This is a genomic window from Phycicoccus avicenniae (genome assembly GCF_050496545.1).
GTDB classification, from domain to species: Bacteria; Actinomycetota; Actinomycetes; order Actinomycetales; family Dermatophilaceae; genus Phycicoccus; species Phycicoccus avicenniae_A.
This window is the reverse complement of sequence record NZ_JBNVZV010000006.1, coordinates 78,105-99,782: the sequence shown is the minus strand read 5'-3', so window position 1 is coordinate 99,782 and position 21,678 is coordinate 78,105. Positions and strand designations below refer to the sequence as shown.

Sequence of the window (21,678 nt, the reverse complement as noted above, 5' to 3'; positions counted from 1 at the left end):
CCGCCCGGTCTACTCCACCCGGGGCACGAACTGCGCGGCTTCGACCATCGCGGTGAGGCGGGCGACCTCGGATGCCGGCATCCGGTCGTCGGCGACGACGGTGAGGACGACCACCTCGCCGTCGACGTCGAGGATCCAGAGCCGGTCGAACGCCCCGGTCGACTGCATGTAGCGCGAACCGGCCGGGTCGCTCTCCCAGAGGCTGAAGTGCGGACACAGGGCGAAGTCGACGTCGTCCGGCACGGCGAGGTCGATGGAGAGCCCGTCGTGGCCGTCGACGCTCACGGCCACGGCCTTGGTCACCCGCGTCAGCCGCTGCTTCCCGAAGGACGCGACGACCTCCTCGGCGGTTGACCCGGCAGGCATCGGCTCCGGATCCCCGCACGGGTCTCGCACGACCTCCGAGATCGTCCAGTAGCCGACGCCACCCCCACCCTCCGGCCGGGGATCGAAGATCACCCACCCGTCGATGGTCTCGAAGCCCCGAGGAACGTCGAGCACCGCCCAGGGGGCGTCCGGACGCCCGTTGGCGGTCATCCCCATCCGCCCGCCGGGGAGGGAGTCGTCGTTCGTCAACGGGATGGGCGTCCAGTCCCTCGGGCTCGGCGCACCGGAAGGTGCCGCCGAGGAGGCGGCGGTCGACACGGCGACCCGCGGTGCCGAGGGCGTGTCGCTGCTGCACGCGACGAGCAGCGACCCGACCGCTGCGCACGAGAGGGTGACGGCGAGCGCTCGTGACGAGGACACAGTGGCTCCGGGGCTCAACGCGACGGGATGAAGGAGGGCGCCGGGACGCCGTTGCCGGTGAGGTCGTCGCAGCGGACGAGCTGGGTGCCGACCCGTTGGAGCGAGCAGGTGCTCGCGGTGGCCCACATGACGGTGCATCGGCCCGGGGTCCTGCCGCGCGGAGGACGGCGCGGCACCGACGCCGATGACCGCGAGGGCGACGCCCAGGCTCGCGCAGGTCCGTGCGTGGTGGGTGAGGGGGGTGATGGTGTGGCTCATGGCTGGTCTCCCTGCTCGTGCGGTCTGCTGGCCGGCTCGGCGAGCCGTCCGCCACAGGTCTCGCACGTGCCGGTAGCGGGCTGGTCGCCCCGCGGTATCGCCCCGGTATCGGCGCCGTTGACGCGGTATCGGGGAAGGAGCACATTGACGAGGTGCGCATCGCCGTGCTCGGCCCCCTGGAGATCGACGAGGGGCGGACCGCCGTGGCACCACGGGACGAAGTGGTGCTCGAGGCACTCTCCGCGCGCCCCGGGGAAACCGTCCGGGCGGACGCCCTCGCGGACGCGGTGTGGGGCGAGGCACCGCCCCCGTCGTGGCCCAAGGTCGTCCAGGGGTGCGTGTCGCGCCTGCGCAAGGTGCTGGGTCCCGGCGCGATCGTCACCGCCCGCGCCGGCTACCGCCTCGCCCTGCACCGCGACGACGTCGACCACGTGGTCTTCGAGGACCTCCTGGTGCGCGCCGGCGCTCTCCTCGAGAACGGCGAGCCGGAGCGGGCCCGCTTCGCGAGCGGACAGGCCCTGGCGCTGTGGCGCGGCGACCCGTTGGGCCGTCTGGGTGAGTGGGAGACCGGCCGGGTCGAGGCGGAACGTCTGACCGAGCGGCGCCGCGACGCGGAGGACCTCTACGTCGAGTCGGCGATCCGTGCCGGCCGGCATGCCGACGTCCTCGGAGAGCTCGTCCGCCTCGTCGCCCTGGAGCCCACTCGGGAGCACCGGTGGGGGCTGCTCGCCCGTGCGCAGTACCAGTCGGGCCGGCAGACCGACGCGCTGGCGACCCTGCAGCGGGCACGGACCACGCTGGTCCGCGACGCAGGGCTCGACCCGGGCCCGGCCCTCGCCGACCTCGAGAGGGCGATCCTCCGCCAGGACCCCTCGCTGCTCGTCGACACCGCGCCCGGCACCACGGCCACGTGCCCCTACCTCGGGCTCGTCGCCTACGACGTCGACGACGCGTCCGCCTTCTTCGGTCGGGCCGCGGACGTGGCCGCGTGCCTCGCCCGCCTCGACGAAGCACGGGTGCTCGCCGTCGTGGGCCCGTCGGGCAGTGGCAAGTCCTCGCTCATCAGGGCGGGAGTGGCCGCGGCGCTGATCCGCGACGGGGCGGAGGTCCGGGTCCTCACGCCGGGCGCCCGCCCCGGTGACGCCCTGGCGCCGGTCCTCGGCGGGAGCGGCTCGGTCCTGGTCGTCGACCAGTGCGAGGAGGCGCTCACCCTCGACGAGGCCTCCGTCGAGCGAGCCGAGTTCTTCGCAGGCCTGGTCGGCTTCGCGGCCAGGGGCCGGCTCGTGATCTCGCTGCGCGCCGACCGGCTGGGCGAGCTCGCCGCCCATCCCGAGTTCGCCCGGCTCGTGGAGTCCGGCCTGTACCTGCTCGGGCCCATGGGTGCCGCCGACCTGCGGACGGCCATCGAGGGACCCGCCGCTCAGGCCGGGCTCCGCCTGGAGGCCGGGCTGGTCGACCTGCTGGTCCGGGAGGCCCAGGGCGCGCCGGGCGCGCTCCCCCTGCTCTCCCACGTGCTGCGTCAGACCTGGCGGCGCCGGGAGGGCGACACGTTGACCGTCGCGGGCTACACCGCCACCGGTGGCGTGCGCGAGGCTGTGGCGCGCTCCGCAGAGCGCTTGTACCGGGAGCTGGCCCCGAACCAGCAGGGCCTGCTCCACGACCTGATGGTCCGCCTGGTGTCCGCGGACGAGGCCGGCGAACCGGTCCGCGTCCGGGTCGCCCGGCGCTCCGTCGCCGCCGACGAGGAGCACTCGGCGGTGGTGGAGCGCCTCGTGGTCGCACGCCTCCTGAGCACCGACGGCGACAGCGTCGAGATCGCTCACGAGTCCCTGGCGAACGCGTGGCCACGACTGCGGTCGTGGCTCGACGACGACGTGGAGGGGCTGCGGATCATGCGGCACCTCGCGGTCGCGGCCGAGAGCTGGGACGGCCTCGGCCGCCCGGACAGCGAGCTCTACCGAGGGGGTCGGCTGACCCGTGCCCTGGAGTGGCGGGAGCGCACACACCCCGCCCTGACCCCCGTGGAGGACGACTTCGTCGCGGCGTCGGCCGGCCTCGCCGACCAGGAGCACCGGGCGACGCAGGCCCAGGTGGAGCGCGAGCGGCGCTTGAACCGGCGCCTCCGGATGGGCCTGGCAGCGGTCGGCGGCCTCCTCGCCGTCGCGCTCGTCGCCGGCGGGCTGGCCGTCACGGCCGGCCGGCGGGCGGACCGGGAGGCGTCCACCGCAGAGCTTCAGGCGCTCGCGGCGGACGCCCGTCGGCTCGGTGCGGAGGCGCTACGGTCCGATGAGCTCGACCGCTCCCTGCTCCTCGCGGCGGCGGGCGTGTCCCTCGACGACTCGGTGGACACCCGCAACAACCTCCTGGCCACGCTCGACCGTGCCCCCGCTCTCCTGGGCACGGCGAGGAGCGCCGGCCGCATCCTCCACGGGACCGTCGACGCCGCGAGCGACAGGGTCGCCGTGATGGCCGCGGACGGCGTCGGTCTCGAGCTCTACGACGGAGCGACCCTGCGGAGCATCCCGCTCCGCGAGAAGCTGGTCGGCGGATCGGTGGTGTCCCGGCCCGATGGTCAGGGCTACGCCGTGACGATCGCCGGCGACCTCGTCGAGAGCCGCGGCGAACCTCCCGTCGTCCTCCTCGACCGTGACGGGGCGCGCTCCGCCATCCAGCTCGGTGGCATCCCGCCCGCCCACCACGTCCTCGACCTGGGATTCCCGCGCCGGTGGTACCTCGGGTTCTCGCCGACCGGCCGGTGGTTCACCGCCTCCCTGGTCCCCCTCTCGGGAGTCGGCCCCACCCTCACACCCGTGTGGGACCTGACCTCACCCGGGCGGCCCGTGGCGGTGCTGCGCCTCGGCGACGCGGGGAGCTCGCCGGTCCTCAGCCCGGACGGGCGCACCCTCTACTCCGGCGAGTACGGCCCGCGCGACACCCCGGGTCGGGTCCTCGTCACGGACGTCGGGACCGGGCGGACCCGCCACGTGCTGACACCGGACGACCTCGACGTCCGGCTGCTCGACGACGTCCTGGCCCAGAGCCCGGACGGCCGGACCCTCGCGGTGGGTGCCGGTGAGGAGGCCGTCCTGCTCGACACGGCGACCTGGCGTCCGCGCACCCACTTGAGCGCGCAGGGAGCCGTCCAGGCGCTCGCCTTCTCGCCCGACGGCAGGCACGTCGCGGCGAGCGGCGACCGACTCGTCGTCTGGGACGTCAGCGGCGAGGAACCGGTGGAGGTGCTCTCGCAGCCCGGCGACGCCGACGACCCCCGGTTCAGCCGCGACGGCCGAGTCCTGCACACGACGACCGTGTCCGGCCTGCTGCAGACGTGGGACCTCACGGGCGAGCGGCGCTTCCTCAGGACCGGGCGCGGTGAGCACCTGGACTGGCCGGACTCCTGGGGCCGGTTCTCCCCGGACCGTACCCAGATCGCCTACGTGGCGGTCGGGCCGCGGTTCAGGGTGCGCGACGTCGGGACGGGGCGCCTGCGTCCCGAGGTGGCTCCGCACGACATGGCCCAGGGCGCGTACAACGACATCGCCTGGCACCCCGACGGCAGGGTGCTCACCATGACCTCGGGCGACCCCCTCGTCACGACCTGGGACAGCGTCACCGGGCGCCGGACCGCCTCCCACCGGCTGGCACCGGCACCGTCCACGGAGGCCGCCGCGGTCGCCGTCTTCACCGCCGATGGTCGCCTCCTGCTCGTGGGATCGACGGAGGGGCGTCTCCACGTCCTCGACGCCCTGACCCTGCTCCCGACCAGGCCGCCGATCCGGGTGTACGACGGGGGCACCGCGGGGGCCGGGCCGCGCGCCGTGGAGAGCTTCGCTCCCAGCGGGGACGGCCGCACCGTGTACCTGCGCGACGCCATCGTCGACCACGTCGAAGGCACGACCCGTCCGATGCCCGACCTGGGGTACGCGGTCGTCGATGTCCACCCCTCACCGGACGGGAAGCGCCTCGTCGTCGGTGCCGGCCCGGCCGGGGTGGGTCTGCTCGACGCCGGGACCATGCAGTGGATCTCGCGGCCGGACCCCGCGCAGGCCGGCCTCCTCGGGCTCGAGACCGCGTGGAGCCGCGACGGCTCGTACGTGGCCAGCGTCGTGGACCGACACCTGAGCACCTGGGACGGCCGCACGGGGGACCACCTGGGGACGGTCACCGTACCGTCCCTGGGGAACCCCGCCTTCTCCGACGACGCCGGAAGCCTCTTCGTCGCCGGCGACGACGGCAGCGTGGTCGAGTGGGACCTCGACCCCGCGTCGTGGACGGCGGCGGCCTGCCGCCTCGCCGGACGGCCGGTGAGCCGTCAGGAGTGGCAGACCTACGTGCCCGAACGTGACTACCGCCCCGTCTGCTCCTCGTGAGGCCCCCCGTCGTCGGGGCATCCGGACCTCAGATCTGGGCGTGGGCGAGCCGGCCGAGCATCTCCGGCGCGCGGGCGTCGAGCCGGCGCCCGCCCAGCACCACGCCGGCGGCGAGCAGGCCCGCCCCGTAGACGGCCGCGACGACGAGCACGACCCACCGCCCCACCGGGCTGCCCGCGGTGAGCGCTGCGGCCACCCCGACGGGCAGGACGAGGACGAGCGGGCCGACGAACGAGATGAGCGCGGTCAGGCAGCCCTGTGCCGCACCGCCGGACGACGCCGCGAACGGGTTGCCGCCGGTGCGCGGCGCGGTGCCCGGCAGCACGGCCCCGACCCCCACGGCGAGCCCGAGGCTGGCCAGGAAGGCCGCGAGCGCGACCGAGGCCCACGGGACGACGGCGGTCAGCAGCCCGAGGGACGCCGACACCACGAAGGTGACGACGAGCACCGGCCCGAAGACGATGGTGGAGGCCAGGGCGCGACCCAGCCGGTCCTGCCACCCGCGCACGCCGGTGCTGACGTGGACCCACCACGCGGGCCCGTCGAAGGCCAGGTCGTTCATCAGGGTCAGGCCGGCGAACACCGCGAGCGTGACCACCCCCGTGCCGGCGAACGCCCCGGCGCCCGTGAGGGCCGACTGCACGACGAAGAAGACCGGCAGGACGGCGGTGCGCAGGGCGATGCTCACGAGCCGGCTGTCCCGGTACCAGGCCCGGATGCGGCGGGCGGCGATCGTCGCGGTCGGGCCGTGCCCCAGCACGGCCGGCAGCAGCCGGGCGCGTCCGATGCGGTGCCCACCTCCGGACGTCATCGGCGAGGTGAGGGTGCGGCCGAGCTGGCGCACCCAGACCTCCCAGAGCAGCGCGACGAGGGCGACGGCCAGGACGAGGTGCAGCACCGCGCGGCCCCAGTGCCCCGTGGCGACGTCGTAGGGCAGGCCCCACGACCAGCCCAGCGGGGTCCACGACGCGACGCGGGCCGAGGCTCCGGCGTCGAAGGCGCGCAGGTCGGTGCCGACCGCGCCGGTGCTGAGCGCGAGGTTCAGCACGAGCGGCAGCAGGGTCACCAGCGACACCACGACCGCCCCGACCAGCCGTCCTCCGCGGCTGCCCATGACCCGGGCGAGGGCGCTGGTCACCGCCCGCGATCCCAGGACCGCCGTGAGCGTCCCGAGCACCGCGGCCAGCAGGGCGGCCGGCAACGCGGCAGGGTGGCCCGCCCACGCGACCACCTGCGCCAGGGCGAGCAGGACGAACATCATCGCCGGGATCCCGGTGTAGGCGGCGGCGAGCAGGCCGCGGGCCAGCTCGCGGGCGCGCAGTGGCAACACCGAGAAGCGGGCCGGGTCGAGCACGTTGTCGACGCCGGTCGCGACGAGGCTGAGCACCACCCACATCAGGGTGGCCGTCGCGAAGAGGGGGACCGTCAGCGCGGTGAGGCGCAGGGGTCGCGCCGCGAGCAGGGCGATGGAGGGTCCCAGCACCACGACGACACCGAGCGCGACCAGTCCCCCCACCACCGACGAGGTGAGGTGCAGCGTGCTGCGCGTCATCGCGGTGCGCCACATGGTGAACCGGAGCCGCACGACGAGCAGGGTCACGGGCGCGCGCCGCTCATCCGCCGAGCCAGGTGAGGCCGCCGTCGCCGACCTCGCCGGCGCCGACGAGCTCGAGGAAGCGGGCGTGGAGCGAGCCACCCGCGGTGAGCGCCGCGATGGTGTCGTCGGCGAGCACGCGCCCTCCGGCCACGACGGCGACCCGGTCGCAGAGGCCCTCGACGAGCTCCATGACGTGGCTCGACATCACGACCGTGCCCCCGGTGGCGACGTACCGCCGCAGGATGGTGCGGATCGCCTGCCCGGAGACGGGGTCGACGGCCTCGAACGGCTCGTCGAGCACGAGGAGGCGCGGGGCGTGGATGAGCGCCGCCGCCAGGCTGATCTTCTTGACCATGCCGGCGCTGTAGTCGGCGACGACGGTGTTCGCGTCGGACGCGAGGTCGAGCACGGCCAGCAGCTCCTCGGCGCGGGCCCGGCTCTCCTGCACCGGCATCCGGCGCAGGTCGCCGACGTAGTGCAGCAGCTCGCGGCCCGACAGCTGCTCGAAGAGGCGCAGCCCGTCGGGCGAGACGCCCATGACCGCCTTCGCGGCGGCGGGGTCGGCCCACACGTCGTGCCCGAGCACCCGGGCGGTGCCGCCGTCGGGCCGGAGCAGGCCGGTGGCCATCGACAGCGTCGTCGTCTTGCCGGCGCCGTTCGGCCCGACGATGCCGAACAGCGAGCCGCGCGGCACGGTCAGCGAGAGGCCGTGCACGACGCGGCGGCCGCGGAACTCCTTCACGAGGCCGACCAGCTCGAGGGCCGGCCCCTCCCCCCGGGCGGCGTCAGTCACACACGGCCCCCGTGCTGGCGCTCTGCACGAGCTTGCGGTACTTGGCGAGGACGCCGCGGGTGTACTTCGGCTCCGGGTGCGTGACGCCCTCGGCGCGGCGGCGCTCGAGCTCGGCGTCCTCGACCAGGAGGTCGAGGGTGCCGGCCGCGACGTCGAGGCGGATGCGGTCGCCGTCGCGGACGAAGGCGATGGGCCCCTCGTCGACGGCCTCGGGCGCGACGTGCCCGACGCACAGGCCGGTCGTGCCTCCGGAGAAGCGGCCGTCGGTGAGCAGGAGGACGTCCTTGCCGAGGCCGGCGCCCTTGATGGCGCCCGTGACCGCGAGCATCTCGCGCATCCCCGGGCCGCCCTTGGGACCCTCGTAGCGGATGACGACGACGTCGCCGGCGGCGAGCGTGCCGTCCTCGACGGAGTCCATCGCGGCCCGCTCGCCGTCGAAGACGCGCGCGGTGCCTTCGAAGACGTCGGAGTCGAAGCCGGCCGACTTCACGACCGCCCCCTCGGGCGCGAGCGAGCCGGTGAGGATGGTGATGCCGCCGGTGCGGTGGATCGGCTCGGACATCGCCCGGACGACCTTGCCGTCGACGTCCGGCGGCGCGATGTCGGCGAGGTTCTCGGCCATCGTGCGGCCGGTGACGGTGAGGCAGTCCCCGTGCAGCAGACCGGCGTCGAGCAGAGCGCGCATGACGACCGGCACGCCACCGACGCGGTCGACGTCGGTCATCACGTAGGAGCCGAAGGGCTTGACGTCGGCCAGGTGCGGCACCTTCGCGCCGACGCGGCGGAAGTCCTCGAGGGTGAGGTCGACGTCGGCCTCGTGCGCGATGGCCAGGAGGTGGAGCACGGCATTGGTCGAGCCGCCGAAGGCCATGACGACGGCGATGGCGTTCTCGAACGCCTCCTTGGTCATGATGTCGCGGGCCGTGATGCCGCGGCGCAGCAGCTCGACGACGGCCTCGCCGCTCTTGCGCGCGAACCCGTCGCGGCGGCGGTCGGTGGCCGGCGGGGCCGCCGAGCCCGGGAGCGACATCCCGATCGCCTCGGCGACGGAGGCCATCGTGTTCGCCGTGTACATGCCGCCGCACGCGCCCTCGCCCGGGCAGATGGCGCGCTCGATGGCGTCGACGTCCTCGCGGCTCATCAGCCCACGGGCACAGGCGCCCACGGCCTCGAAGGCGTCGATGATCGTCACCGTCTTCTCGGTGCCGTCGGAGAGCTTCGCGATGCCCGGCAGGATCGAGCCGGCGTAGAGGAAGACCGAGGACAGGTCGAGGCGCGCGGCGGCCATCAGCATCCCCGGCAGCGACTTGTCGCAGCCGGCCAGCAGCACCGAGCCGTCGAGCCGCTCGGCGTTCATCACCGTCTCGACCGAGTCGGCGATGACCTCACGGCTGACGAGCGAGAAGTGCATCCCCTCGTGTCCCATCGAGATGCCGTCGGAGACCGAGATGGTGCCGAACTCGAGCGGGTACCCGCCGCCCGCGTGGACGCCGTCCTTGACGGCCTGCGCGAGGCGGTCGAGGGAGAGGTTGCAGGGCGTGATCTCGTTCCACGAGCTCGCGACCCCGACCTGCGGCTTGGCGAAGTCGTCGTCCCCGAGCCCGACGGCCCGGAGCATGCCCCGGGCGGCGGTCTTCTCGAGTCCGTCGGTGACGTCGCGGCTGCGGGGCTTGATGTCCGGGGTGCTCGTCATGCCGGTCATCCTAGGTTCGTCGGGCCCCGCCCGCCGGGGTGTCCCGACGACCGGCCACGCCGACCCTCAGCCGCCCGCGGGCACGAGCCGCCAGTAGCCGACCGAGAGCGACGTGGCGACGGTCATCCACAGCGCGTAGGGCACGAGGACCCACCCCGCCCAGGCCAGTGAGGAGCCGGCCACGAGCACGAGCGCCCAGGTGAGCGCTGCCGCGACGACGAGGGCCACGGCCGCCCGCCCCAGCTCGTGGGGCACGTAGAACTCGTGCGCCCACCCGAGGGCGAGGACGACCGAGACGGCGAGCACCGCGAGGAACCGGAGCGCGTCGCCGCTCGGGCGGGTCCAGGCGATCGCGATGCCGCCGACGAGCAGCGCGAGGAAGTTGAGCGGCCAGGCCACCCCGAACACCCACGGCGGCGGCTGCCACGCCGGCTTCGGCAGCGCGTCGTACCAGCCCGGATCGGCGGAGACCCACCGCTGGGAGAGCACCGCGTACACCGCGACGAGGACGACGACGGCCGCGGCGAGCGCGACGCGGGCGCTCACGCGTCCACCCGGGCGCGCTCCTCCGCCGCCGCGGGCGCCCCGACCTTCCGCGGCCACCAGAACCGGTCGCCGAGCTTCACGGCCAGGGCCGGCACGAGCAGGGTCCGGACGACGAGGGTGTCGAGGAGCACACCGACGCAGATGATCACGCCGAGCTGGGCGAGCACCACGAGCGGGAGCACGCCGAGGACGGCGAACACCGCCGCGAGCAGGACGCCCGCGCTCGTGATGACGCCGCCGGTCGCGGCCAGCGCGCGGAGCATCCCCTCGCGCGGGCCGTGGCCGCGGGACTCCTCGGCGGCGCGGGTGACGAGGAAGATGTTGTAGTCGACGCCGAGCGCGACGAGGAAGACGAAGGCCAGCAGCGGCACCCCCTCGTCGAGCCGCTCGAAACCGAGGAGCTGCGTGAAGAGCACCCAGCTGGCGCCGAGGCTCGCGAGGTAGGTACCGACGACGGTCGCGACGAGCACGACCGGCGCGACGACGCTGCGCAGCAGCCCGCCGAGGGCGAGCACGACCAGCCCGAGGATCAGCGGCAGGATGAGCGCGCGGTCGCGGTTCGAGGCGTCGGCGGTGTCGACCGCCTCGGCCTCCGTGCCGCCGACGTGGGTGTCCCGGCTGTCGGCGAGGGCCTCGCGCAGCGCCACGACGTTGTCGCGCACCTCGTCCGAGCCGGGGTCGCCGGCGAGGACGGCGTCGACCTCGACCACACCTCCCCCGCTCGCGGCCACCCGGGCGGACTCGACGCCATCCACGGCGGACACCTTCTCGGCCAGGGCCTTCCCGGCGGCCTCGTCACCCCGGGTCATCACGACGACGGGGTCGACCGAGCCGGCGGGGAAGGACTCGCCGTAGCGCTGCGAGGCGGTGATGGACTCGGGGGTGTCGAGGAACTGGTCGGCGGTCGAGAGGCCGGCCTTGATCTGGGTGATGCCACCGGCCGCGACCCCCAGCGCGACGAGCACGACGGCGGCGACGGCGACGGGGCGGCGGGCCACGGCGTCACCGACGCGGCGCCACGGCGAGCGGGCGTCCGCGAGACCGGCCGACCCGACGTGCGGCACCTTGGGCCAGAAGACCCAGCGCCCGAAGACCACGAGGGCGGCGGGCAGCACGACGAGGGCGAAGATCGCGGCGACGACGACACCCACGGCGCAGGCGAGCCCGAGGCCGCGGGTCGCCGGGAACGCCGACAGCAGGAGAGTGAGCAGGCCGAGGACGACGGTCGAGGCGCTCGAGACGACGGCCTCGGTGGTGCGGCGCAGGGCGTGCGCCATCGCGGCACGGCGGTCCTCGGTCGTGCGCAGCTCGTCGCGGTACCGGGAGATGAGCAGCAGCGCGTAGTCGGTGCCGGCACCGAAGACGAGGACCGAGAGGATGCCGACCGTCGACTCGTCCCATGCGACGTCGAAGAGCGCGAGCGTGCGGGTCGCGGCGACGGCGGCGAGCTGGTCGGCGATGCCGACGACGGTCAGCGGCACGAGCCAGAGGACCGGGCTGCGGTAGGTGATGACGAGGAGCAGGGCGACGACGCTCGCGGTCGCGAGGAGCAGCCGGGTGTTCGCGCCGTCGAAGACGCCGGCGAGGTCGGCCTGGATGGCGGCCGGGCCGGTGACCTGGGCCGTGAGGCCGTCCGGCAGACCGGCCTTGGCCGCGCTGCGGATCTCGGCGACGAGGTCGGCGGTGCGCGTGGCGTCGCCGGACGCGACCGGGACCACGACCACGGCTGCGGTGCCGTCCTCACTCACCTGCGGCGGGATTCCCTGGGCGCCGGGCAGGGAGCGGGCCGCCTTCTCGACGGCCGCGGTGTCGGCCTCGGTGAGCTTGCCGTCGCGGGCGAACAGGACGACCGCGGCGGAGCCGTCGGCCTCGGGCAGCGCCTGCCGCAGCTCGGCGGCGGCGCGGCTGTCGGAGTCGAGCGGCAGGGCGGTCAGGGTGCCGTCCGGCTTCTCGGCCTGCCCGACGACGCCGATGAGCGCCCCGGCCCCGAGCAGGGCCGCGAGGGCGAGCAGCCCGGCGACCCAACGACGCGTGACCATGTCGGCGATCCGTCCCACCGTCATCCTCCTTGATAAGGTTGTGGTATCAGGTGATTCACCTGATTACTAAGTAGGTGAGCGATATTACGGACCAGCACCCGGACCACGCAAGTCGCGTCATGGCCGACGTCGTGCCCCAGTTCCAGAACTCGGCGACGCTCGACGCGCTCCAGGAGCTCGTCGACGTCGCGGCCCAGGTGCCGCACGAGGTCGCCCGGCGCGCCGGGCTCTCCACCTCCGAGCTGCACTCGCTGCGCCACCTCTTCGAGCACCCGATGGGTCCCGTCGAGCTCGCGCGAGTCCTCGGGGTCACCTCGGCCGCCTCGTCCGGCGTCGTCGACCGGCTCGCCGCGCGCGGCCACGTCGAGCGTCGCCCGCACGCCGAGGACCGCCGCCGCACCGAGGTCGTCATCACGGAGTCCGGGCGCCGTGAGGTCATCGGGCGTCTCGCTCCGATGTTCGCCGGCCTGGCCGCGGTCGATGCCCGCCTCTCCCCCGAGGACCGCGTGGTCGTCGAGACCTTCCTCCGGGGTGCCACCGACGCGATGAAGGCCCTGATGTGATGGGCGCCCCTCTCCCCCATGCGCTCTCGCGCGTCGTCGACGTCGCCCTCGACCGCACCGTCGTGCCCGGCTTCACCGCCCTGGGGCTCGGCGTGCGCCGACGGCTCCCCGGCTGGCCGGCCGACCCCCGGCCCGGCGCGCTCGCCGGGCGGCACGTGGCCGTCACCGGCGCCACCTCGGGCCTCGGCCGGCGGACCGCCCTCGACCTCGCCGCCCTCGGCGCCACCGTGCACCTCGTCGTCCGCGACACCGCCCGGGGCGAGACGGTGGCGGCCGAGGTGGACGCCGCCGTCGGCCGCGAGGGTGCCGCCCGCGTGTGGTGGTGCGACACCTCCGACCTCGACTCCGTCCGCACCTTCGCGGGCCGCTTCCTCGCCGCCGACCTGCCGCTGCGGGGCCTGGTCCACAACGCCGGCGCGCTGCCGGCCGAGCGCACCGAGTCGGCGCAGGGCCACGAGCTGACCCAGGCCCTGCACGTCCTCGGGCCCGTCCTGATGACCGAGCTGCTGCTGCCGTCGCTGGCCGCGGACGCCGGCCGGGTCGTGCTGGTCACGTCCGGTGGCATGTACACGCAGGCCCTGCCGGCCGACGACCCCGAGTACCGCCACGAGCGGTCCAGCGGCTCGGTCGCCTACGCCCGTAGCAAGCGCGGCCAGGTCGAGCTGCTGCCCGTGCTGTCCGAGCGGTGGGCGCCCCGGGGCGTCACCGTGCACGCCACCCATCCCGGGTGGGCGCGCACACCGGGGCTCGACACGTCGCTGCCGGCGTTCTCGAAGGCGCTGCGCCCGGTCCTGCGCTCGGACGCCGCGGGGGCGGACACCACGGTGTGGGTGGTCGCGGCCGAGCCGGCGCCCCAGCCGGGCCGCTTCTGGCACGACCGCCGTCCCCGGCCCACGAGCGTGCTGCCCTCCACCGCACCGGCCCTCGCCGACCGCGTGCGCTACTGGGCGTGGGTGGCCGGCGCCACCGGCCTGGAGCCCTGAGCGGGCAGCTCAGGCCTCGTCGCGGGCCACGTGGAAGCGCTCGAGCGAGGCGTCCCCGACCTCGAGGTCGGCCCACCGCCCCGCGTAGTGCAGGACGGCCAGGCCGCACGTGGGGAAGCCCTGCGCGAGCGCGTGGTGGCCCTCGGTGCTGCCCTCGCCGTCGGCGAGCAACTCGGTGAGCGCCGGCACGCCGGGCGCGTGACCCACGAGCATCACGACGTCGGCGTCGTCGTCCGCCTCGCGCACGACGGCGAGCAGCGCCTCGGCGGAGGCGTTGTAGATGCGGCGGTCGTGGTGGACGTCGGCCTCGGGGCAGCCGGCGCGCCAGACCTCCTCGCAGGTCTGGCGGGTCCGCTCCGCCGTGCTGCACAGCACCTCGTCGACCCCGATGCCGTGCTCGTGCAGCCAGCGGCCGGCCGCCGCGGCGTCCCGGCGCCCACGCTTGGTCAGCTCGCGGTCGTGGTCGGGCATCCCGAGGGTCTGCTCGGCCTTCGCGTGCCGCAGGAGGATCAGGGTCCGGTCTCGGGCTGCGCGGGTCATGCCCCGATCATCCACCCTGCCGATCCCCCGGTCATCCCGGCCGTGACGCACCGGACCTCGCCGGACCCGGGGCCGACGTGGTTCGCTGGGACCCCGACGAGGACGACGGAGAGGCGGGCACCGTGGCTGACCTGCACTGTCCCGCGCGGGTCGTCCTCGCCCGCCACGGTGAGGCCGAGTACGAGACCGGCCTGACCACCGACGACGGCGGATGCCTCACCGTCGTCGGGCGGCAGCAGGCGCGCGCGCTCGGGGAGGCGCTGCGCGACGAGAACGTCGCGCGGGTCTGGTGCAGCCCGCTGTCCCGTGCCGTGCAGACCGCCGAGATCGCCGCCGGCGTGCTCGGCGTCGACGTCGTCGTGCGGGAAGGCCTGCGCGAGTACGGCGTCGGGGCGATCGCCGGCACCGACGCCGACGAGGCGGACAGCATCGGGCCGGTGTTCGCGGCGTGGGTGGCCGGCGACGACTCGGCCCGGATCCCCGGCGGCGAGCGCATCGCCGACGTCGTGGCACGGGTCCGGACGGTCCTGGAGGAGGTGGCCGACGCCCACCGCGGCGAGACGGTGCTCGTGGTCTCGCACGGCGGCGCGGTGATGGCCACCGTCCCCGAGCTGGTCGGGGCACCGCGGGCGCGCGCGCACGACCTCGTCCTGCCCGGGGGCGGGCACCTCGTGCTCGAGTCCGACGAGGACGGCTGGCGCCGCCTCCCGACGCTCAGGCCTGGCCGAGCCGCTCGAGGATGATCTGCCGGGCCGCGGCGGCGTCGGCCTGGCCCTTCATCTCGCGCATGACCTGCCCGATGAGCGCCCCGACGGCCTGGACCTTGCCGTCGCGGATCTTGTCGGCGACGTCCGGGTTGGCCGCGATGACCGCGTCGACCGCGGCCTCGAGGGCCCCGGTGTCCTGGACGAGCTCGAGCCCGCGCGCGTCGGCGACGGCGGTCGGGGTGCCCTCGCCGTCGAGGACGCCCTCCCACGCCTGCCGGGCCATCGAGTCGTTGAGCCGGCCACCGGTGACGAGCGACTCGAGCTCGACGACGTGCGCCGGCGTGACGCCGAGCGAGGCCGCGTACGCCGGGACGTCGACGCCCTCGGCGTTCGCACGCCGGGCGATCTCACCGGACCACCACTTGCGGGCCGCGGCCGGCGAGGCACCGGCGGCGACCGTCTCCTCGACCAGCTCGACGAGCCCGGCGTTCACGACGTCGCGCATCTCGAGGTCGGCGAAGCCCCACTCGCCCTGCAGCCGCTTGCGCCGGGCCGCGGGCGGCTCGGGCAGCGTGGCCCGCAGCGCCTCGACGCTCTCGCGGGACGGCGCGACGGGGACGAGGTCGGGCTCGGGGAAGTACCGGTAGTCCTCGGCGTCGGACTTCACGCGACCCGACGTGGTGATACCGGTGTCCTCGTGCCAGTGCCGCGTCTCCTGGGTGATGGAGCCGCCACCGGTGAGAACCGCTGCGTGGCGGCCGATCTCGTAGCGCACGGCCCGCTCGACCGAGCGCAGCGAGTTGACGTTCTTGGTCTCGGTGCGCGTGCCGAAGACGTCGGCGTCCTTACGCATCAGCGAGAGGTTGACGTCGCAGCGCATCGAGCCCTGCTCCATCTTCACGTCGGAGACGTCCATCGCCTTGAGCAGGTCGCGCAGCGTCGCGACGTACGCCTTCGCGACCTCGGGCGCCCGCTCCCCCGCACCCGTCATCGGCTTGGTGACGATCTCGATGAGCGGGATGCCGGCGCGGTTGTAGTCGACCAGGCTGTGCGTGGCGCCGTGGATGCGACCGGTCGCACCGCCCACGTGCAGCGACTTGCCGGTGTCCTCCTCCATGTGGGCGCGCTCGATCTCGACCCGGTACGTGGTGCCGTCCTCGAGCTCGACGTCGAGGTACCCGTCGAAGGCGATCGGCTCGTCGTACTGCGAGGTCTGGAAGTTCTTCGGCATGTCCGGGTAGAAGTAGTTCTTCCGCGCGAAGCGGCACCACTCGGCGATGGAACAGTTGAGCGCCAACCCGATCCGGATGGCCGACTCGACGGCGACGGCGTTCACCACGGGCAGCGCACCCGGCAGGCCGAGGCACACGGGACAGGTCTGGGTGTTCGGCTCGGCGCCGAAGGCGGTCGGGCAGCCACAGAACATCTTGGTGTTCGTGCCGAGCTCGACGTGCACCTCGAGCCCCATGACGGGGTCGAAGGTCGCGAGCGCCTCGTCGAAGGAGAGCGTCGGCTCGCCGGTCGTGGCGGTCATCGGGACACCTCCGTGAGGTCGGGGGCGCGGTCCAGGAGGGGGCCTCCCCAGGCCGCGGCGAGCCGGGCCTCGAGGGCGGCACCCACCGAGTAGAGACGGTCGTCGGCCATCGCGGGGGCCAGCACCTGGAAGCCGGCCGGCAGGCCGTCCTCGTCGGCGAGGCCGCTGGGCAGCGACAGGCCGGGGATGCCCGCGAGGTTGGCCGGGATGGTGGCGATGTCGTTGAGGTACATGGCCATCGGGTCGTCGAGCTTGTCCCCGAGGCGGAACGCCGTGGTCGGCGCGGTGGGGCTGACGAGGACGTCGGCGGTCTCGAACGCGGACGCGAAGTCGTTCGCGATGAGCCGCCGCACCTTCTGCGCCGACCCGTAGTAGGCGTCGTAGTAGCCGCTGGAGAGGGCGTACGTGCCCAGGATGATGCGGCGCTTGACCTCGTCGCCGAAGCCGGCGTCGCGGGTGGCCGCCATGACCTGCTCGGCGCTGGGGGCGTCGAGGCCGTCGGGGGCGACCCGCAGGCCGTAGCGCATGGCGTCGAACTTCGCGAGGTTGCTCGACGCCTCGCTCGGGAGGATGAGGTAGTACGCGGCGAGCGCGTAGGTGAACGAGGGGCAGGAGACCTCGACGACCTCGGCCCCGGCGTCGACGAGGTGCTGGACGGCCTCGTCGAAGCGCGCCTGCACGCCGGCCTGGAAGCCCTCGCCGGTCAGCTCGCGGACGATGCCGATGCGCATCCCGGAGACGTCGGCCCGGCGGGCGGCCTCGACGACCGGCGGCACCGGCGCGTCGACCGAGGTGGAGTCGAGCGGGTCGTGCCCGGCGATGACCTCGTGGAGCAGCGCGGAGTCGAGGACGGTGCGCGAGCACGGGCCCGCCTGGTCGAGCGAGGAGGCGAGGGCCACGAGCCCGTAGCGCGAGACCCCGCCGTAGGTGGGCTTGGTGCCGACCGTGCCGGTGACGGCCGCCGGCTGGCGGATCGAGCCGCCGGTGTCGGTGCCGATGGCCAGCGGCGCCTGGAACGAGGCCACGACCGAGGACGAGCCGCCGCCGGAGCCGCCGGGGATCCGGTCGAGGTCCCACGGGTTGCGGCTCGGGCCGTACGCGCTGTGCTCGGTGGAGGAGCCCATCGCGAACTCGTCCATGTTCGTCTTGCCGAGGATCGGCATCCCGGCCGCGCGCAGCCGGGCCACGAGCGTGGCGTCGTACGGGGGCACCCAGCCCTCGAGGATGCGCGAGCCGCACGTGGTCGGCAGGCCGCGGGTGGCCATGACGTCCTTGACGGCGATCGGCACACCGGCGAGCGCGTGGAGGCTCTCCCCCGCCGTGCGCCGGCGGTCGACGTCGTCGGCGGCGGCGAGCGCGCCGTCCTCGTCGACGTGGAGGTAGGAGTGCACGGCGCCGTCGACGGCCGCGGTGCGGTCGAGGAGGGCGCGGGTCACCTCGCGGGAGGAGACCGAGCCGGCGCCGAGGAGGTCGGCGAGCTCGGCGGCGGTGGCGCGGGTCAGGTCGGTGCTCACGTGGGCACTCACTCCTCGTCCAGGATGCGGGGGACGCTGAAGCGCTGCTGCTCGGACTCCGGGGCGCCGGACAGCGCCTCCTCGGGGGTCAGCGACGGGCGCACGACGTCGGGGCGGGTGACGTTGACGAGCGGCATCGGGTGGCTCATCGGCTCGACGTCGGCGATGGGGGCCTGCTGGACCGTGGCCACCGACTCGAGGATGACGGCGAGCTCGCCGACCATCCGGTCGAGCTCGGCGTCCGAGAGGTCGATGCGGGCGAGCCCGGCGAGGTGGGCGACGTCGTCGCGGGTCAGGTCGGCCATGGCGGTCAGTCTATGGGGGTGCCGACCGCGCCCCACGCGGCGGTCGGGCCGCCGGTCACAGCCCGCCGACGCCCAGGACGAGGAGGCGGGCCAGGCCCCACAGCGCGTAGCCGAGACCGAACGTCAGGCCCACGGCCTCGAGAACCCAGAAGCCCCAGCGCACGGCGAGACCCGCCGTGCTCCCCCGCTGCTCCGCCCGCATCGCCGACCACCAGTGGTTCGCGGTCAGCGGCCCCCAGCCGCCGTCCTCGCGGGGCAGCCACGGGAGCCACCAGTCCCCCGCACGGCGGGCCCGGACGGCCTCGGTCACCACGGGACGCACGATGACCCACCAGCACCCGACGAGGAGCCCCGCGGCGACGAGGAACACGACGACGAGGAAGACCCAGAGGGCCACGCGCAGCATCGTCTGGTCCCCCACGAGCCGTGGAGCCTACCGCTGCGAGAATCGACCCGTGCTCACCGACACCGCGTCGCTCCAGACCGTCCTCGACGTCGTCGGTGTCCTCGTCTTCGCCCTCTCCGGCGCCATCGTGGCCGTCCGGCGCGGGCTCGACCTCTTCGGCATCCTCGTGCTCGGGTGGGTCGCGGGGCTGGGCGGCGGCATCATCCGCGACCTGTTCCTCGGCATCACCCCGCCGGTGGCGGTGAGCGACTGGCGGCTGCTCGCGGCCGCGGTGACCGCCGGTCTCGGGGTCTTCCTCCTCCACGGCACGTGGGAGCTCGCCTCCGCCGCACGGCCGCACGCGCGGTGGCGTCGGGTCTCGCACGTCGTCCGTCTCCTCGACGCCGCCGGGCTCGCGGTGTTCGCGGTCAGCGGGTCGCTCGTGGCCCTCGACCGGTCGGCCGGCCCGCTCGCGGCGACCCTCATCGGGGGCATCACGGCCGTGGGCGGCGGCGTGCTGCGCGACGTGCTCGCCCGCCAGGTGCCCGAGGTGCTCCAGCGCGAGCTCTACGCCGTGCCCGCCCTCGCCGGAGCGGCGCTCGTCGTGCTGCTGCACCACCTCGGCGCGCTCTCGCCGCTCACCGCGTGGCTGTGCGTCGGGCTCGTATTCGTCATCCGGGTCGTGGCGGTGGCCCTCGACCTCAACGCGCCGCGCGCGCTGCGGAGCACCCCGACCGAGTGACGGAGCGCCCGCCCGGATGTGCCGAGCGGCTCAGAACGCGCCGACCACCAGGGCGACCAGCGTCGCCGGGTAGTACGCGAGGCCGAGGACGACGACCGTCCAGACGACCCACCGCGTGACCAGGCCGCCGGTGGTGCGGCCCTCGGCGTCCGGGGCCCGGAAGAGCGCGAAGAAGCGGGAGTCCGCAAGGACGCCCCAGCGGCCGTCGGGTCGGCGGTCGAACGGTGTCCACCAGTCGCCGGTGCGCAGCCCGGCGAGGACGCCACGGACGTACGGCACGAGGAAGAGCAGCAGGATGCCGCCGAACAGGGCGAGGCCGATGAGCCCGGCGAGCGCGACACCCCGTTCGGGGTGGAGCTCCTGGGACAGCACGACGCAGGCCCTCCTGTGGTCCGCGGCGGGCGGTCCCACGCGGTCGGCCAGACGCTACACGGGAACTCCGCGAGGTATCACCACGAACAGGGACCGCTCCTCATCCGGTGAGCGGCCAGACGGACTGGGGATCGGCCCGCCACGCTCGGAAGCGACACCCGTCATGCCCACGAAGAAGAGGAAGACCCCCAGCCTGCCCGCCGCCGTGCGCGACCACCTCGCACCGGCCCTCGGCAGCGACGCACGCCTGGCGGCCACCGCGCAGGCGCGGCTCGCCTCCGGGGCCGTGCTCACCGCCTACCACGCGGTCTCCCCCGACCACCCGAACGCCGTCGTGAGCGTGGTCCTCGCCGAGGACGGCACGCTCACCCCGCTCGCCGACCTCACCGCCGCGCTCGGCCACGACCCGTTCACCCCGGTCTTCGACCCGTCCGTGGTCGGCGTCCCGGCCCACCCCCGGGAGCCCGTGCGCATCGAGCCGGCCCGCAACGACTGGCGCCTCGACCGGTGCGAGCGGCACCGCGAGACGATCACCGTCACGGTCCCGCCCAACGGCACCACCCCGAAGGCCGACGTCTACCTCCTCGCCGACACCACCGGCAGCATGGGACCGGTCATCGAGGCCGTGAAGGCCGGCGCCGGGGCCATCCTCGGCGACCCCGCGCTCGCCGCCTTCGACGTCGCCTGGGGCGTCGGCAACTACCGCGACTTCCCCGTGCCCGGGACCAACTCCTACGCATTCCAGCACCAGCTCGCCCCGAGCACCGACCACACCGCCGCCGGCCTGGCGATCGGCGCGTGGTCGGCCGACGAGGGCGGCGACACCTCCGAGGGGCAGCTCTACGCCCTCCACGAGCTCGCGACGAACCCGACCATCGGCTGGCGTCCCGACAGCAAGCGCATCGTCGTGTGGTTCGGGGACGCCCCGGGCCACGACCCGATCTGCACCGACCTCACCGGCCTGCCCGCCGCGATCACCGAGGCCTCGGCCACGGCGGACCTCGTCGGCGCCGGGATCACCGTGGTCGCCGTGAGCACGACGACCGGCGCACCGGACGCCCTCGACGGCGACCCGCAGGCCGACGCCGGCGACTACACGACCTGTCCCGGCGCGGGCAGCCCCGGCCAGGCGACCCGCATCACCGCGGCCACCCCGGGTGGCGTCCACGTCAGCGGCATCGACGCGGGGAGCATCGTCACCACCCTCTCGGCGCTCATCGCCGCCGCCGTCAAGGCCACCGGCAACGTGCACCTCGAGGCCACCGGCGACACGGCGCAGTTCGTCGAGAGCATCACTCCCGCAGGCGGGTACGGCCCGCTGGCCGGCGACGAGACCCACGTCCTGACCTTCGAGGTCGTGTGGGTGGGCACCAAGCCGTGCGGCGAGCGGGACCAGGAGTTCGAGGGGACGATCGACGTCGTCGCCGACGGCGTGGTCGTCGCGAGCAAGAAGGTCCGCGTGGTCGTGCCGAGGTGCCGGTACCACTACGTCGTCGAGGTCGTCTGCGGCACGCGCAGGGACGAGAAGGAGACGGGGCACGACGACCGGAGCGGCCCGTGCGCCGTCGTGCCCGGCCGGTACGCGACCGCGGTGCTCATCGACAACCCCTCGACCTGCCCCGCGACGCTCGAGAAGCGGTTCGCGCCGCTCGTCCTCGACGGCAAGACCGTCGGCCGCGAGCCGGACGTGGTGCCCGCCAAGCCGTTCGCGAAGCTGGAGCTGCCCGCGGGTCACGCGACGATGGACGACTGCTGCGCCCTCGACGAGGCGGTCGAGCACGGCGAGGGGCTGCTCGTCGGCGTCCTCGACATCGTGTCCGACCTGCCGCTGGAGGTGCGGGTCGTGCACACCGCCGACGGCGGACCCGGGTCGGTCGGCGCTCCGTCGATCACCACCCGCCCGGTCGAGGCGCGCCGCGCGCCCTGACCCCCGAACGCGACCCGGCGGGCCATCGCCGATCCAGGCCCGCCGGGTCGTCCGGCGTCTCGT

Annotated in this window: 19 protein-coding genes; 7 read left to right on the top strand and 12 right to left on the bottom strand. The window is 74.6% G+C overall.

The window, feature by feature from the left end; translation table 11 throughout:
* Window positions 1-9: 9 nt before the first annotated feature.
* Complete coding sequence (locus tag ACQZ2A_RS07115) at window positions 10-576, bottom strand: hypothetical protein (RefSeq protein ID WP_430208861.1); 567 nt, start codon at window positions 574-576, stop codon at window positions 10-12.
* 4 nt (window positions 577-580) lie between these two features.
* On the opposite strand from ACQZ2A_RS07115, the gene ACQZ2A_RS07110 reads away from it, so the two are divergent.
* Window positions 581-778: a hypothetical protein gene (locus ACQZ2A_RS07110; protein WP_430208859.1), complete on the top strand. Its 198-nt coding sequence runs from the start codon at window positions 581-583 to the stop codon at window positions 776-778.
* A gap of 379 nt (window positions 779-1,157) precedes the next feature.
* Complete coding sequence (locus tag ACQZ2A_RS07105) at window positions 1,158-5,375, top strand: BTAD domain-containing putative transcriptional regulator (RefSeq protein WP_430208857.1); 4,218 nt, start codon at window positions 1,158-1,160, stop codon at window positions 5,373-5,375.
* Window positions 5,376-5,403: 28 nt separating this feature from the next.
* Here ACQZ2A_RS07105 and ACQZ2A_RS07100 read toward each other — a convergent pair whose 3' ends face one another.
* The 5 genes from ACQZ2A_RS07100 to ACQZ2A_RS07080 all read right to left on the bottom strand — a co-directional run bounded on the left by ACQZ2A_RS07100 (window position 5,404) and on the right by ACQZ2A_RS07080 (window position 12,061).
* Window positions 5,404-6,975 (bottom strand): hypothetical protein, encoded by a 1,572-nt coding sequence (locus tag ACQZ2A_RS07100; RefSeq protein ID WP_430208854.1) that lies wholly within the window; start codon window positions 6,973-6,975, stop codon window positions 5,404-5,406.
* A 13-nt stretch (window positions 6,976-6,988) separates the two neighbouring features.
* Window positions 6,989-7,765: an ABC transporter ATP-binding protein gene (locus ACQZ2A_RS07095; RefSeq protein WP_430208852.1), complete on the bottom strand. Its 777-nt coding sequence runs from the start codon at window positions 7,763-7,765 to the stop codon at window positions 6,989-6,991.
* The gene (gene ilvD, locus ACQZ2A_RS07090; protein WP_430208850.1) at window positions 7,758-9,458 is read right to left on the bottom strand and encodes a dihydroxy-acid dehydratase; all 1,701 of its coding nucleotides are present in this window, start codon (window positions 9,456-9,458) and stop codon (window positions 7,758-7,760) included. Before ilvD ends, ACQZ2A_RS07095 begins: the two co-directional genes overlap by 8 nt.
* A 66-nt stretch (window positions 9,459-9,524) precedes the next feature.
* A complete protein-coding gene (locus tag ACQZ2A_RS07085) occupies window positions 9,525-10,004 on the bottom strand; it encodes a TspO/MBR family protein (protein WP_430208848.1) in 480 nt (159 codons plus the stop codon).
* Window positions 10,001-12,061 carry an MMPL family transporter gene (locus ACQZ2A_RS07080; RefSeq protein WP_430208846.1) on the bottom strand — a complete coding sequence of 687 codons (2,061 nt, stop codon included), beginning with the start codon at window positions 12,059-12,061 and terminating at the stop codon, window positions 10,001-10,003. The genes ACQZ2A_RS07085 and ACQZ2A_RS07080 overlap by 4 nt, the downstream gene beginning before the upstream one ends.
* Window positions 12,062-12,117: 56 nt before the next feature.
* On the opposite strand from ACQZ2A_RS07080, the gene ACQZ2A_RS07075 reads away from it, so the two are divergent.
* Window positions 12,118-12,606: a MarR family winged helix-turn-helix transcriptional regulator gene (locus ACQZ2A_RS07075; protein WP_430208843.1), complete on the top strand. Its 489-nt coding sequence runs from the start codon at window positions 12,118-12,120 to the stop codon at window positions 12,604-12,606.
* On the top strand, window positions 12,606-13,589 hold the full coding sequence (locus ACQZ2A_RS07070; RefSeq protein ID WP_430208841.1) for an SDR family NAD(P)-dependent oxidoreductase: 984 nt from the start codon (window positions 12,606-12,608) through the stop codon (window positions 13,587-13,589). The genes ACQZ2A_RS07075 and ACQZ2A_RS07070 overlap by 1 nt, the downstream gene beginning before the upstream one ends.
* Window positions 13,590-13,598: 9 nt before the next feature.
* Here the strand turns inward: ACQZ2A_RS07070 and ACQZ2A_RS07065 are convergent, their stop codons facing one another.
* The gene (locus ACQZ2A_RS07065; RefSeq protein WP_430208839.1) at window positions 13,599-14,129 is read right to left on the bottom strand and encodes a SixA phosphatase family protein; all 531 of its coding nucleotides are present in this window, start codon (window positions 14,127-14,129) and stop codon (window positions 13,599-13,601) included.
* Window positions 14,130-14,251: 122 nt separating this feature from the next.
* Here ACQZ2A_RS07065 and ACQZ2A_RS07060 point away from each other — a divergent pair, with 122 nt between their 5' ends.
* Window positions 14,252-14,872: a histidine phosphatase family protein gene (locus ACQZ2A_RS07060; protein ID WP_430208836.1), complete on the top strand. Its 621-nt coding sequence runs from the start codon at window positions 14,252-14,254 to the stop codon at window positions 14,870-14,872.
* On the opposite strand, the gene gatB is transcribed toward ACQZ2A_RS07060, so the two are convergent.
* The 4 genes from gatB to ACQZ2A_RS07040 are packed head-to-tail and all read right to left on the bottom strand — an operon-like array spanning window position 14,844 to window position 18,610.
* The gene (gene gatB / locus ACQZ2A_RS07055) at window positions 14,844-16,370 is read right to left on the bottom strand and encodes an Asp-tRNA(Asn)/Glu-tRNA(Gln) amidotransferase subunit GatB (RefSeq protein WP_430208835.1); all 1,527 of its coding nucleotides are present in this window, start codon (window positions 16,368-16,370) and stop codon (window positions 14,844-14,846) included. The two genes, ACQZ2A_RS07060 and gatB, sit on opposite strands and share 29 nt — an antisense overlap.
* Window positions 16,367-17,884, bottom strand: coding sequence for an Asp-tRNA(Asn)/Glu-tRNA(Gln) amidotransferase subunit GatA (gene gatA / locus ACQZ2A_RS07050; RefSeq protein WP_430208832.1), 1,518 nt, complete (start codon window positions 17,882-17,884; stop codon window positions 16,367-16,369). Before gatA ends, gatB begins: the two co-directional genes overlap by 4 nt.
* A gap of 8 nt (window positions 17,885-17,892) precedes the next feature.
* Window positions 17,893-18,189: an Asp-tRNA(Asn)/Glu-tRNA(Gln) amidotransferase subunit GatC gene (gene gatC / locus ACQZ2A_RS07045; RefSeq protein ID WP_430208830.1), complete on the bottom strand. Its 297-nt coding sequence runs from the start codon at window positions 18,187-18,189 to the stop codon at window positions 17,893-17,895.
* 55 nt (window positions 18,190-18,244) lie between these two features.
* Window positions 18,245-18,610, bottom strand: coding sequence for a hypothetical protein (locus ACQZ2A_RS07040; RefSeq protein ID WP_430208828.1), 366 nt, complete (start codon window positions 18,608-18,610; stop codon window positions 18,245-18,247).
* Between the two features lie 34 nt (window positions 18,611-18,644).
* Between ACQZ2A_RS07040 and ACQZ2A_RS07035 the strand changes: the two genes are divergently transcribed.
* Window positions 18,645-19,316 carry a trimeric intracellular cation channel family protein gene (locus ACQZ2A_RS07035; RefSeq protein WP_430208825.1) on the top strand — a complete coding sequence of 224 codons (672 nt, stop codon included), beginning with the start codon at window positions 18,645-18,647 and terminating at the stop codon, window positions 19,314-19,316.
* Between the two features lie 30 nt (window positions 19,317-19,346).
* On the opposite strand, the gene ACQZ2A_RS07030 is transcribed toward ACQZ2A_RS07035, so the two are convergent.
* Entirely contained in the window at window positions 19,347-19,688 is a 342-nt protein-coding gene (locus tag ACQZ2A_RS07030) for a hypothetical protein (RefSeq protein WP_430208823.1), read from the bottom strand.
* Between the two features lie 163 nt (window positions 19,689-19,851).
* On the opposite strand from ACQZ2A_RS07030, the gene ACQZ2A_RS07025 reads away from it, so the two are divergent.
* Window positions 19,852-21,615 carry a hypothetical protein gene (locus tag ACQZ2A_RS07025; RefSeq protein WP_430208821.1) on the top strand — a complete coding sequence of 588 codons (1,764 nt, stop codon included), beginning with the start codon at window positions 19,852-19,854 and terminating at the stop codon, window positions 21,613-21,615.
* Window positions 21,616-21,678: the final 63 nt, after the last annotated feature.